Raw genomic sequence first — 12,820 nt, 5'->3', positions numbered from 1 at the left:
ACATCCATGTACGTTTCGCTCCCATCATGCGCCCGGAGCCTGGGGACTCCATGGGGCACGGCCCCGACCCCGGGGACGACCCGCACCGTCTCTCCGGTCCGCAGGCCCGCGCACAGGAACGGCCCCGGAGCGCTCCGGGGCCGTTCCTCCTCGCCGTGCCGGCGCCGCGGCGCCTCAGCGCTGCTGCGCGCGCTCGGCCCGGTTCAGCGCGGAGACGATCGCCGCGAGCGAGGCGCGGGTGATCGAGCCGTCGATGCCGACGCCCCAGAAGATCCGGTCCCCGATCTCGCACTCGACGTACGCCGCGGCCAGGGAGTCGTCGCCCTCGGTGAGGGCGTGCTCGGCGTAGTCGAGGATGCGCAGGGACACGTGCTTGCTGGCCAGGGCCTTCACGAAGCCGTCGATCGGGCCGTTGCCGATGCCCGTGATCTGCTGCTCCTCGCCGTCGACGAGGAGGTCCACGGTGATCTGGTCGGCGCCCTCTCCGGCGGACTCCTGGCGCACGCCCCGGAAGCCGAAGCGGCCCCAGCGGCGGCCGTGGTCGTCCGCAGGCAGGTACTCGTCCACGAACGCCTCCCACAGCGAGGTCGGCGAGATCTCCCCGCCCTCGGAGTCGGTGATCCGCTGGACGATCGAGGAGAACTCGATCTGCAGGCGGCGCGGCAGGTCCAGGCCGTGCTCGGTGCGCAGCAGGTAGGCCATGCCGCCCTTGCCGGACTGCGAGTTCACGCGGATCACGGCCTCGTAGGAGCGGCCCAGGTCCTTGGGGTCCACCGGCAGGTAGGGGACGCGCCAGACGAGGTCGTCCACGGTGCTCCCCGCGGCCTCGGCGTCCTTCTCCATCCGCTCCAGCCCCTTCTTGATGGCGTCCTGGTGCGAGCCGGAGAAGGCCGTGAACACGAGATCGCCGCCGTACGGGGAGCGCTCGGGCACGCGCATCTGGTTGCAGTGCTCGACGGTGCGGCGCACGTCGTCGAGGTCGGAGAAGTCGATCTGGGGATCGATGCCCTGGCTGAACAGGTTCAGCCCCAGCGTCACCAGGTCGACGTTGCCGGTGCGCTCGCCGTTGCCGAACAGGCAGCCCTCGATGCGGTCCGCCCCGGCGAGGTAGCCGAGCTCCGCCGCGGCCACGCCGGTGCCGCGGTCGTTGTGGGGGTGCAGGGACAGCACCACGGAATCCCGGCGGTCCAGGTGGCGGTCCATCCACTCGATGGAGTCGGCGTACACGTTCGGGGTGGCCATCTCCACCGTCGCCGGCAGGTTGATGATCATCTTGTCCTCGGGCGTGGGCTTGACGACGTCGATGACGGCGTTGCACACGCGCACGGCGTACTCGAGCTCGGTGCCGGTGTAGGACTCCGGGGAGTACTGGTAGGTGATCGCCGTCTCCGGGATCGTCTCCTCGTACTTCTTGCACAGCAGGGCGCCCTGCACGGCGATGTCCAGCACCGCGTCCTCATCGGCCCGGAAGACGACGTCGCGCTGCAGCACGGAGGTCGAGTTGTACAGGTGGACCACGGCGCGGTGCGCCCCGGCGACGGCCTGGAAGGTGCGCTCGATCAGGTGCTCGCGGGACTGGGTGAGGACCTGGATCATCACGTCCTCGGGGATGCGGTCCTCCTCGATGAGGGTCCGCACGAAGTCGAAGTCGGTCTGGCTGGCCGCCGGGAAGCCGACCTCGATCTCCTTGTAGCCCATGCGCACCAGCAGGTCGAACATGCGCAGCTTGCGCTCGGTGTTCATGGGGTCGATGAGCGCCTGGTTGCCGTCGCGCAGGTCGACCGCGCACCAGCGGGGGGCGCGGGTGATCCGGCGCGCCGGCCAGGTGCGGTCCGGGAGGTCGACGGTGATCTGCTCGTGGAAGGGCAGGTACTTGTGGATCGGCATGCCGGAGGCGAGCTGGGGGGCGTCTCCGCGGGGGCCGACGACGGGGACCGAGGGATCCTCGGTCGCGGGGACGCGGTCGGCGGCGGCCGATGCCGCAGCGGTGGGGTTCGCAGTCACGGGAAGTCCTTCATGGATCGGTGGGGTCGCCGGGGGCATGGGGCATCGGCCGCGGCGAGGTCCCAGCGATCAGGCCTCGACGCGGCGGATAAGCAGAAGGAGCGAACCACGCATGGCGTCACCGTAGCACTGCCGGCGCCGGCCGCGCGCGGAGGGTCAGAACCCGAGCCGGCCCAGCTGCTTGGGGTCGCGCTGCCAGTCCTTGGCGACCTTGACCCGCAGGTCCAGGTGGACCTTGCGCCCCAGCAGGCGGTTGATCTCGGCGCGGGCGGCGCTGCCGACCTCCTTCAGCCGGGAGCCGCCACGGCCGATGATGATGCCCTTCTGGCTGTCGCGCTCGACGAACAGGCTGGCCCGCACGACCAGCCGGCCCTCGCCCGGGGCGACCTCGGCGAAGGGATCCTCCGGGTCGGTCTCCACGACCTCCTCCACGACCACGGCGATGGAGTGCGGCAGCTCGTCCCGCACTCCCTCGAGGGCCGCCTCGCGGATCAGCTCGGCGATGCGGTCGTCGCGCGACTCCTCGGTGAGCTGGTCGTCGGGGTACAGCTGCGGGCTGACGGGCAGCTGCTCGGCGATGACCTGCATCAGCACGTCGACCTGCTCGCCGGTCACGGCGCTGATCGGGACGATCGCGTCGACGGACAGGAGCTGGTCCACGGCGATCAGGTGCTCGGTGAGCCGTTCGCGGTCCACCAGGTCCACCTTGGTGACCACGGCGACCACGCGCGGCCGCGACCGGCTGCCGCGCAGCTCGGCGAGGTCCTCGGCGATGAACCGGTCGCCGGGGCCGATGCGCTGGTCCGCGGGCAGGCAGAAGCCGACCACGTCGACCTCGGCGAGGGTCTCGCGGACCAGGTCGTTCAGCCGCTCCCCCAGCAGGGTGCGGGGGCGGTGCACGCCGGGGGTGTCCACGAGGATGATCTGGGCGTCCTCGCGGGTCACGATGCCGCGGATCGCGCGGCGGGTGGTCTGCGGCTTGGAGGAGGTGATCGCGACCTTCTCGCCCACCAGCGCGTTGGTGAGGGTGGACTTGCCGACGTTGGGCCGGCCCACGAGGGCGACGAAGCCGGCGCGATGCTCGCGCTCCGGCATGGGGGCGGGGTCAGTCATCGTGCTCCTCGGAGGCGTGGTCTGCGGGGGCCTCGACGGAGTCGGGCTCCTCCTCGCGCGCGGCGCGCGAGACGATCAGGGTGGACAGGCGCTTTCGGCGCCCGCTGGTGCGCTCGGCCTCCAGGTGCAGGCCCAGCACATCGGCATGGGAGCCGATGATCGGCACCCGGCCCAGGGCCTTGCCGAGCAGTCCGCCGATGGAGTCGACGTCGTCGTCATCGATCTCGAGGCCGAACAGCTCTCCGGTCCCGGAGACGCTCTCGCGGGCGGGGACGCGGAAGCGCCCCTCGCCGAGCTCCTCGATCTCCGGCTCGCGCCGGTCGTGCTCGTCGGCGATGTCGCCGACGATCTCCTCGAGGACGTCCTCGATGGTGACGATCCCGGACACGCCGCCGTACTCGTCGACCACGATGGCCACGTGCACGCTGCTGGCCTGCATCTGGCGCAGCAGGTCATCGGCCGCGACGAACTCGGGGATGAACTGGGCCGGGCGCATGAGCTCGCGCACCGGACGGTCGGCCCGGGGATCCCACGGCGAGTGGACGGCGCGGATCACGTCCTTGATGTACAGCACGCCCAGCAGGTCGTCGACGTTCTCCCCGATCACCGGGACGCGGGAGAAGCCGGAGCGCACGAAGAGCCGCACCGCCTTCTCGGCGCTGGTGTCGTCGGTGATGACGACCATGTCGGTGCGCGGCACCATGATCTCGCGGACGGTCGTGCCGCCCAGGTCGAACACGCCCTGGATCATGTCGCGCTCGTCGTGCTCGAGCTGCTCGTTCTCCAGCGCCCGGTCCACGCTGTGGCGCAGCTCCGCCTCGGTGGCGTACGGACCCCCGGAGACGGCGCCGCCGGGGGTGAAGGCCGAGCCGATGTGGATCAGCAGCCGCGCCGGCGGGCCCAGCACGGTGCGGGTGATGGAGATCAGCAGCGAGAGCCCGATGGCGACCGCCTCGGGGCGCCGGCGCCCCAGGGTGCGCGGCGAGACCGACACGGCGAGGAAGGAGCCGACGCCCGCGATGAGGATCGACAGCAGGGTGGGCAGCACCCAGCCGTCGAGGGTCTCGAAGACGATCGCGGTGATGGCCACGGCCATCACCGCATCGGCCATCACGCGGCCCAGGCCGATCGCCGCCAGCGTGGGCGGGGCGTCGTCGTGCTGGTGCAGGACTCGCCGGCGCAGGCGCTCGGGCTTGTCCTCGAGGGCGCGCTCGAGGGCGACGCGGGAGATGGCGAGCAGCGCGGCATCGGCCGCGGTGAGCGAGGCGCCCACCACGACGCCGAGGACGGCCAGGGGGATGAGGACGAGGAGCAGAGCAGTCATGGGGCGGGAGCCGTCACGACTCCTGGTCGCGCGTGGCGAGGAAGGTCAGCAGCAGCTTGCGCTGCAGGTCGAACATGACCCGCCGCTCCTCCGCCTCGGCGTGGTCGTAGCCCAGCAGGTGGAGGATGCCGTGGGTGGTCAGCAGCAGCATCTCCTCCGCGGCGCTGTGCCCGGACTCCGCCGCCTGGCGCGCGGCCACGCTCGGGCACACCACGATGTCCCCCAGCAGGCCCTCGGGGGACGGGTCGAGCTCGGTGCCGGGGGTCAGCTCGTCCATCGGGAAGCTGAGCACATCGGTGGGGCCGGGCTCGTCCATCCAGCGGATGTGCAGCTGCTCCATCTCCGTCTCGTCGATGAACCGCAGCGACAGCTCGGTGGCGGGGTGCAGGTGCATCGCCTCGAAGACGAAGCGGGCCAGCGCCACGAACTCGAGCTCGTCGATGCGGACGGTGGTCTCGTTGCGCACTTCGATCATGGGGTCATGCTCCTCGGGGTCCGGACGGGGACGGGCCGCCGCGGCGGCGGGACTCGCGGTTGCCGCCCGGCCCGACCTCCCAGCGGCCGTAGGCCTCGACGATGTCGCTGACCAGGCGGTGGCGCACGACGTCGCGCGAGGACAGGCGGCAGAAGGCGATGTCCTCGACGCCGGAGAGGACCTGCTCGACCACCCGCAGGCCGCTGCGCTGGCCGCCGGGGAGGTCGACCTGCGTGACATCGCCGGTGACGACCATGGTCGAGTTGAAGCCCAGGCGGGTCAGGAACATCTTCATCTGCTCGGGCGTGGTGTTCTGCGCCTCGTCCAGGATGATGAACGCATCGTTCAGGGTGCGCCCGCGCATGTACGCCAGCGGCGCGACCTCGATGGTGCCGGCGCCCATCAGCCGCGGGATCGACTCCGGGTCGAGCATGTCGTGCAGCGCGTCGTACAGCGGCCGCAGGTACGGGTCGATCTTCTCGTTGAGGGTGCCGGGCAGGAAGCCCAGCCGCTCCCCCGCCTCGACGGCGGGCCGGGTGAGGATGATCCGGTTGATGCGCTTGGCCAGCAGGTGCTGGACGGCCACGGCCACGGCGAGGTACGTCTTGCCGGTGCCGGCAGGGCCGATCCCGAACGTGATCGTGTTCTCCTCGATCGCGTCGATGTAGGTCTTCTGGCCCAGCGTCTTGGGGCGGATGGTGCGCCCGCGCGAGGACAGCACGGCCTGCGAGAGCACCTTCTCGATGCGCTCGCCGCCCAGCCGGTCGTCGCCGTAGAGCGCGGCGGCGCGCTGCACCGCCTCCGCCGTGACGCCCTGCCCCTTGGCGGCCATCTCGATCAGCGAGCGGATGATGTGCTCGCTGCGCCGCAGGGCCTCCTCGGTGCCGCGCAGGGTGACCTGGTGGCCGCGCACGTGCACGTCCGTGTCGGGGACCACGTCCTCGAGCGCGGCCAGCGCCTGGTCGTTCTCGCCCAGCACCTGGAAGGGGCTGAGGTGGTCCGGGATCGCCAGCCGGCGCTCGCGTACCTCGGGTGCGCGGCCGGGGACGGATTCGAGATCGGTCACATCTCTCCTTCTGCGAGCTCTCCGCTCGCCAGGACGTGGGCGTGCACGTGGAAGACGGTCTGCCCGGCGCTCGCGCCGGTGTTGAAGATCAGGCGGAACTCCCCGTCGGCCAGCTCCGCGGCGACGTCTCGGGCGACCTCGACGACGTGGGCGAGCAGCTCGGGCCGGGAGGTGAGGTCGCGGACGTCCCGGTGGTGCTCGCGCGGGACGACGAGGACGTGGACCGGGGCCTTGGGGGCGAGATCGCGGAAGGCGATGACGGCATCGTCCTCGTGCACCCGATCCGAGGGGATCTCCCCCGCGACGATCCGGCAGAAGACGCACGCGTCGTCGCGCAGGGCGGGAGCGGCGGATTCCATGGGGGGAAGTCTACGCGTGCGCGCGCCGCGCCCCGGAGCTCCCGCGTCGTGGCCGTCCGGGCCCGGCCCCTCCGGCAGCGGCGGGCGCCCTCCGGGATCGTTGAATGTTGAAGGGATCACAGCGGAATCGGGAAGATCCGCTGGCCCGCGAGGGTTGGACCCGTCATGGCTACCCTTGGAATCATCGTCTCCAGCACCCGCCCGAACCGCATCGGCGGGCACGTCGCCCAGTGGATCACCGAGCACGTGGACGGCTGGGACACGGACCTGATCGACCTGCGCGAGGTGCAGCTGCCCTCCTTCGACGAGCACAGCGCTCCGAAGGCCGGCCTGGAGCGCGCGACCGACCATGCGAAGGCCTGGGCCGAGCGCATCGGCGCCCTGGACGCCGCGATCATCGTCACCCCGCAGTACAACGGCAGCTACCCCGGTGCGCTGAAGAACGCGATCGACTACCTCTACGAGGAGTGGAACGGCCTGCCCACGCTGCTGGTCGGCTACGGCTGGGGCGACGGCGCCGAGGTGCTCGAGCTGCTGGAGCGCCTCATGCGGCGCTTCGAGACCGACCTCGTCGGCGAGCTGGGCCTGGGCTTCGGCGCGGACCTGTCCCCCGAGGGCGCGATGGGCGTGCGCCCCGAGAAGCAGCAGGCCCTGGTCGAGGCGCTCGCGGCCCTGCGCGAGAAGGCCGACCAGCGCTCCGGCGCCGTCGTCGCCTGACCCTCCCCTCCTCCTCCCTCTCCCCCGATCACGACAGGGCGGGCGCCGCACGGCGCCCGCCCTGTCCGCATCTCCGCAGCCCGGCGGCGGGCCGCATCGGCCTCGATGCGCCTGCTCCGCGCGTCCGGCCCCGGCGAGAGGGCCCGGCGAGAGGGCCCGGCGACAGGCTCAGCCCCAGCGGCCGATGAGGGCGCTGATCGCGGCGATCGCCGCCGGTCCCGCCGTCGAGGAGCGCAGCACCTCCGGCCCCAGCAGCACGCTGCGGGCCCCGGCCTCGCGCAGCGCCGCGATCTCCTCCTCGGCGATACCGCCCTCCGGGCCCACCACCAGCACCACGGCAGCCCCCTCGCGGCCCTGCAGCGCGCGCAGCGGCGCGGCGAGATCGACCAGCGCCGCGCTCTCCTGCTCGTGCAGCACGAGCACCATCGAGCCCTGCTCGGCCCATTCCCGGGTGCGGCGCACGAGCACGGCGGTGTCCACCGCCTCCTCGACGACGGGCACGCTCGGGCGCCGGGACTGCTTGACCGCGGCGCGCACGGTCGCCTCCCACTTGGCGCGGCCCTTGCGCAGCTTCTCGCCGCGCCACACCGACACGCTGCGCCGCGCGATCCACGGGACGAGGACATCGGCCCCGAGCTCGGTGGCCGCCTCGACCGCCTGCTCGTCCCGACCCCCGGTGGCGAGGGCCTGGACCAGCACGAGGGCGGGGCGGCGCGGGACCGCCGGGACCGGGTCCTCCAGCAGGCGCAGCTCCAGGGACTCCTTGGCCGCCGCCACCACCTCGGCGACCGCCTGGGCACCCGCCGGGTCGGTGAGCAGGACCCGCTCCCCGGGGCCGATGCGCGCGACCTTCGCCGCGTGGCGCCCCTCCTCCCCGGTCAGCGCCAGCCCCTCCCCGCGGCGCGCCGGCGACAGCGCGCCGTGCGGCACGAGGAACGCCGCGGGAGTGGCCGGCATGTCAGAGATCCCGGAAGCGATCGCGGATCTTGTCGAAGACTCCGCCGTGGCGTCGCCCGCCGGTGCGCGGGGTCTCCTCCCCGCGCAGGGCGGAGAACTGCTCGAGGAGATCCTTCTGCTCGTCGGTCAGCCCCGTGGGGACCTCCACGTCGATCTCGACGCGGATGTCCCCGCGACGCTCCCGCCGCAGCGGCGTCACGCCGAGGCCCTTGAGGGTGATCTCCTCGCCGGGCTGGCTGCCGGGACGGATCTGCAGCTCCTGGACGCCGTCGAAGGTCTCCAGGGGGACCGTCGCGCCGAGGGCCGCGGAGGTCATGGGCACCGAGACGTGGGCGACGAGGTCCTCCCCGTCGCGGGTGTAGATCTCGTGCTCCTGGACCGCGAGCTCGACGAAGAGGTCGCCGGCCGGGCCGCCCGCCTCGCCGATCTCGCCCTCGCCGCGCAGCTGGATGCGGGTGCCGTTCTCGACGCCGGAGGGGATCTTCACGGTGAGCGTCTTCTCGCTCTGCACGCGCCCGTGGCCGGCGCAGCTGGGGCACTTCGACTCGATGATGTCGCCATGGCCCTCGCAGGCGGTGCAGGGCGCCATGGTGACCATCTGGCCCAGCAGGGACTGCACCACGCGCTGGACGTGGCCGGTGCCGTTGCAGGCGCTGCACCGGGTGGGCGAGGTGCCCTCCGCGCAGCAGGAGCCGTGGCAGGCCTCGCACAGCACGGCCGTGCGGAAGGTGACCTTCTGCTCGGTGCCGAAGACGACGTCGCGCAGATCGATGGTGGTGCGGCGCAGGATGTCCCCGCCGCGGCGCTGGCGCGGCACCGGCCCCTGCCCGCGGCCGCGCATGCCCGAGGCGCCCGCGAACATGTCGAAGATGTCGGAGAAGTCGAATCCGGCGCCCCCGCCCCCGGGGAAGCCGCCGCCCATGCCAGGCCCGCCGCCCATGTCGTACTGGCGGCGCTTGTCGGGGTTCTTGAGCGTCTCGTAGGCCTGGGAGACCTTCTTGTACTTCTCCGCCGCGTCCGGATCGGGGTTCACGTCCGGATGCAGGGTGCGGGCCGCCTTCTGATAGGCCTTCTTGATCTGGTCCGTGGTGGCGTCGCGCGGCACGCCGAGCAGGTCGTAGTAGTCCTCGTTCACGAAGCGGTGTCCTTGGTCGATGGGTGGTGTGCGGAGGGGCGGCGGGCGCGGCCGCTCACTCCAGGAAGCGATGGATGTAGCGGGCCAGGGCCTGCACGGTGGAGATGCCGGTGACGTAGTCCATGCGGGTGGGGCCCAGGATCGCCAGATGCGACCCGGCACGGTACCCCGCCCCGACGAGAGACGCCTGGGTGAGGGATCGGTTGCGGTTCTCCTCGCCGATGCGCACCTGCACCGTCCCCGGCTCGGCGCCCATCTCCGAGAGCAGGCGCAGCAGCACCAGCTGCTCCTCCAGGAGGTCCAGCAGCGGCTCCATGTCGCGGGCGAAATCAGCGGCGGAGCGCGCCAGGTTCCCCGTGCCGGCCATGACGATCCGATCCTCGGTGCGGGAGGCGGCGAGGGCGGCGACCACGTCGGTGACCTCGCGCACGGCGTCCTGATCGGCGGGCGCCGTGGCGGCGACCAGCCGGGCCAGGCCCCGCTCGACGTCGTTGACCTCGCGTCCGCTGACGGCCCGCAGCAGTCCATCGCGCAGGCCCTCGTAGAACTCGGCGTCCCGCGGCTGGGCCAGGGCGATCGTGCGCTGGTCCACGCGGCCCGCCTCGGTGATCAGCACCACCAGCAGGAGCGAGTCGGCGACCTTGACCAGCTCGACGTGGCGCACCCGCGCCTGCTGCGGCGCGGGGTACTGCACCATCGCGACCTGGTGGGTGAGCTGCGAGAGCAGGCGCACCGTGCGGAAGAGGAGCTCGTCCACGTCCCCGGCGTCCTCGAGGAACGTGCTGATGGCGCGCCGCTCCCCGGTGGAGAGCGGCTTGATCGTCGCCACGTGGTCGACGAAGGCGCGGTAGCCCTTGTCGGTGGGGACGCGGCCCGCGGAGGTGTGGGGCTGGGTGATCAGCCCTTCCTCCTCGAGGACGGACATGTCGTTGCGGACGGTGGCGGCGGACACCCCGAGGTCGTGCCGATCCAGCAGCGACTTCGAGCCGACCGGTTCGCGGGTCGAGACGAAGTCCTCGACGATCGCACCGAGGATCTGGAGCTTGCGCGGGTCCATGCCGTCCGCCTCCCGTCTGCGTGGCTGGGGCCGGGTCCGATCGTCACAGTTGGCACCCGGCGGTTCCGAGTGCCAATGCTACGCGCTCCGGGCGGGTCTCCGCGGGAGGCGTTCGCCACCGGGGTACCGTGACGGCGTGTCACCGAACGCCTTCCCCGATCGCTATGGCTCCGATGTGCTGAGCTCCCCCGCGGCCCACCATCGGCGCCGCCCCGTCGCCCGCGACGTCCCCGTCTCCCGGGGTCTCGTCGTCGAGGAGGCCTCGACCGGCTTCACCGGCGCGGTCACCCGGCTCGAGAAGATCGCCGGCGAGATCGTGGTCGAGCTCGAGGACGGCCGCGGCGTGCTGCGCTCCTTCCCGCTGGGCCCCGGGTTCATGATCGACGGCAGCCCGGTGCGCCTGGTGCGCCCCGTGCGCTCGGGCCCGGCGGCCCCGAAGCGCTCCGCGAGCGGCTCCGTCTACGTCGAGGGCGCCAAGGCCCGCACCGCCCGCGCCTCCCGCATCTGGGTCGAGGGCAAGCACGACGCCGAGCTCGTGCAGAAGGTGTGGGGCCACGACCTGCGGATCGAGGGCATCGTCGTGGAGATGCTCGACGGCGCGGACAACCTCGCCGAGCGCGTCGAGGACTTCGCCCCGAACCCGCAGCGGCGCCTGGGCATCCTCGTGGACCACCTCGTGCCGGGCTCGAAGGAGACCCGCATCGCCCAGCAGGTGATGAGGATGCGCGGCGCCCAGGGCAACGTGCTGATCCTCGGCCACCCGTACGTCGACGTGTGGCAGGCCGTGCGCCCGGCCCGCGTGGGGCTGACGGCATGGCCGCACATCCCCAAGGGCACCGACATCAAGCACGGCACCCTCGCCGCGCTCGGCTGGCCGCACGAGGACCAGGCCGATGTGGCCCGGGGGTGGCAGCGCATCCTGTCCACCGTGCGCTCCTACGCCGATGTGGAGCCGACGCTCTCGGGCCGCATCGAGGAGCTCATCGACTGGGTGACCGTCCCGCAGGAGTGACCCTCGCGCATGGGTGACCGTCCCGCAGGAGTGACCCTCGCGCATGGGTGAGCCGTCCTGCAGGACGCGCAGGCTCGCCGTCGGGTCCAGGGCGCCGTCGGGTCCAGGGCGCCGTCGGGTCCAGGGCGCCGTCGGGTCCAGGGCGCCGTCTGGTCCAGGGCGCCGTCTGGTCCGGGGCGTCGCCGCGCCCGGCCAGTGGCCCCGGCTCCGCGGAGTGCGCGGTCCGCCCCCGCCCCGTTCCGGCGCTCCCCCAGGATCCTGGGGGTTCTCCCCCATGACCGGGCCGGGCGGCACCCGATACGCTCAAGGGGACCAACGACCACCTCGTCAGGGAGACGCCATGAGCACCCCGAGTCATGACCACGGCCAGGACACCTCCGGGACGCCCTGGGGCACCCCGCCCGCGCAGTCGGGCGCCGAGCAGCCCGCCGCCGAGCAGGCAGGGGCCGAGAACGCGGCGCCCGCCCCGGCGCAGGACCCCTACGCCACCCCGGCGGCGCCCGTCGCCGGCGGGGATCCCTACGGCGCCTCGCACGGCTCGGCCGACGGCGCCGCCGCCCCGGCCGCGCAGCCCGACTGGACCCAGCCCGGGGAGCCGGCTGCGGCCGCGCCGCCGGTCGGCGGCACCCCGGGCGGGACCCAGCCCGGGGAGCCGGCTGCCGCCGCGCCGGCGGTCGGCGGCACCCCGGGCGGGACCCTCCCCGGCGCCTCCCAGCCGGACCCCTACGCCGCATCGGCCGCCTATGCGGCGCAGCAGCAGGGCCAGAGCGCGGGACAGGATCCCTCCGGGGCTCCGCAGAGCCCCTACGGCGCGCAGCAGAGCCCGTACGGTGCACCGCAGCAGAGCCCGTACGGAGCCCAGGAGAGCCCGTACGGCGCTCCCGGCGCGCCGTCGGCCCAGGCCGGACAGCAGGGCTATCCCGGCGTCGGCCAGCCGGGAGCCGGCCCGAACCCGGCCGGCCAGGGCCAGCCCTTCGCTGGCCAGGCCCAGGGCCAGCCGGGCGGGACCCAGTTCTCCGAGACCCCGCCGCCCGGGACCAAGGGCGCCTACGCCGGCGCGCTCAGCGGCCAGCCCACCTCCCCGGCCGATGCCCGCACCTGGGCGATGCTCGCGCAGCTGTCCGTCGTGATCGGGCACGTGGTGAGCATCGGCTTCCTGGGCTGGGTGGGGCCGCTCATCGTGTTCCTCATGTACAAGGACCGCAGCCGCTTCGTGCGGTTCCACGCCGCGGAAGCGCTCAACGGAGCCATCGCCGTGCTCATCAGCTCCGTGGTGCTGTCCATCGCGATCGGGATCTTCGCGATCGTCACGCTGGGCATCGGAAGCATCGCATTCCCCCTGATCGGCCTGCCCGCGCTCATCCAGCTGATCTTCGCGATCATCGGCGCGGTCAAGGCGAACCAGGGCGAGTGGTGGAACTACCCGGCGAACATCCGCCTGTTCTCCTGATCCGGGGCTCGATCCGCGAGCACCGGCGTCCCCTCCGCAGCGCCGTCGCCCCCTCGGGGCGGCGGCGCTGCCGTGCTCAGGGCCGCCCATCCCGCCGCGGGAGGTCATTCTCCGTCGCTTGAACGAGCGTTCAAGCGACGGAGAATGACAT

General features: G+C 72.7%; 12 protein-coding genes. 3 read left to right on the top strand and 9 right to left on the bottom strand.

Going from position 1 to position 12,820, the window contains the following annotated elements; translation table 11 throughout:
• Nucleotides 1–174 precede the first annotated feature (174 nt).
• From leuA to BF93_RS01185, 6 genes are all read right to left on the bottom strand, one after another.
• A complete protein-coding gene (gene leuA / locus BF93_RS01210; RefSeq protein ID WP_232226165.1) occupies nt 175–1,887 on the bottom strand; it encodes a 2-isopropylmalate synthase in 1,713 nt (570 codons plus the stop codon).
• 273 nt (nt 1,888–2,160) lie between these two features.
• Entirely contained in the window at nt 2,161–3,117 is a 957-nt protein-coding gene (era, locus tag BF93_RS01205) for a GTPase Era (protein WP_038370102.1), read from the bottom strand.
• Nucleotides 3,110–4,441, bottom strand: coding sequence for a hemolysin family protein (locus tag BF93_RS01200; protein WP_038370101.1), 1,332 nt, complete (start codon nt 4,439–4,441; stop codon nt 3,110–3,112). Before BF93_RS01200 ends, era begins: the two co-directional genes overlap by 8 nt.
• 13 nt (nt 4,442–4,454) lie before the next feature.
• Nucleotides 4,455–4,916, bottom strand: coding sequence for an rRNA maturation RNase YbeY (gene ybeY / locus BF93_RS01195; RefSeq protein ID WP_038370100.1), 462 nt, complete (start codon nt 4,914–4,916; stop codon nt 4,455–4,457).
• A gap of 4 nt (nt 4,917–4,920) precedes the next feature.
• Entirely contained in the window at nt 4,921–5,982 is a 1,062-nt protein-coding gene (locus BF93_RS01190; RefSeq protein WP_038370098.1) for a PhoH family protein, read from the bottom strand.
• Nucleotides 5,979–6,341: a histidine triad nucleotide-binding protein gene (locus tag BF93_RS01185; RefSeq protein ID WP_038370097.1), complete on the bottom strand. Its 363-nt coding sequence runs from the start codon at nt 6,339–6,341 to the stop codon at nt 5,979–5,981. The genes BF93_RS01190 and BF93_RS01185 overlap by 4 nt, the downstream gene beginning before the upstream one ends.
• 165 nt (nt 6,342–6,506) lie before the next feature.
• Between BF93_RS01185 and BF93_RS01180 the strand changes: the two genes are divergently transcribed.
• Complete coding sequence (locus tag BF93_RS01180) at nt 6,507–7,058, top strand: NADPH-dependent FMN reductase (protein WP_038370096.1); 552 nt, start codon at nt 6,507–6,509, stop codon at nt 7,056–7,058.
• 168 nt (nt 7,059–7,226) lie between these two features.
• On the opposite strand, the gene BF93_RS01175 is transcribed toward BF93_RS01180, so the two are convergent.
• From BF93_RS01175 to hrcA, 3 genes are read right to left on the bottom strand one after another with little or no spacing between them, the layout of a single operon-like run.
• The gene (locus tag BF93_RS01175; RefSeq protein WP_038370095.1) at nt 7,227–8,015 is read right to left on the bottom strand and encodes a 16S rRNA (uracil(1498)-N(3))-methyltransferase; all 789 of its coding nucleotides are present in this window, start codon (nt 8,013–8,015) and stop codon (nt 7,227–7,229) included.
• Between the two features lies 1 nt (nt 8,016).
• Nucleotides 8,017–9,150, bottom strand: a complete 1,134-nt coding sequence (gene dnaJ, locus BF93_RS01170) for a molecular chaperone DnaJ (protein ID WP_038370094.1) — start codon at nt 9,148–9,150, stop codon at nt 8,017–8,019.
• 55 nt (nt 9,151–9,205) lie between these two features.
• A complete protein-coding gene (gene hrcA, locus BF93_RS01165) occupies nt 9,206–10,207 on the bottom strand; it encodes a heat-inducible transcriptional repressor HrcA (RefSeq protein ID WP_038370093.1) in 1,002 nt (333 codons plus the stop codon).
• 136 nt (nt 10,208–10,343) lie between these two features.
• Between hrcA and BF93_RS01160 the strand changes: the two genes are divergently transcribed.
• Together BF93_RS01160 and BF93_RS19465 are read left to right on the top strand one after the other, a co-directional pair.
• Nucleotides 10,344–11,219 carry a DUF3097 domain-containing protein gene (locus BF93_RS01160; protein ID WP_038370092.1) on the top strand — a complete coding sequence of 292 codons (876 nt, stop codon included), beginning with the start codon at nt 10,344–10,346 and terminating at the stop codon, nt 11,217–11,219.
• A gap of 340 nt (nt 11,220–11,559) precedes the next feature.
• Complete coding sequence (locus BF93_RS19465) at nt 11,560–12,669, top strand: DUF4870 domain-containing protein (RefSeq protein ID WP_051486375.1); 1,110 nt, start codon at nt 11,560–11,562, stop codon at nt 12,667–12,669.
• Nucleotides 12,670–12,820 lie beyond the last annotated feature (151 nt).

It is taken from the genome of Brachybacterium phenoliresistens, from assembly GCF_000576425.1.
GTDB classification, from domain to species: domain Bacteria; phylum Actinomycetota; class Actinomycetes; order Actinomycetales; family Dermabacteraceae; genus Brachybacterium; species Brachybacterium phenoliresistens.
The sequence above is the reverse complement of the archived record's forward strand: the minus strand, read 5'-3'. Positions and strand labels throughout refer to the sequence as shown.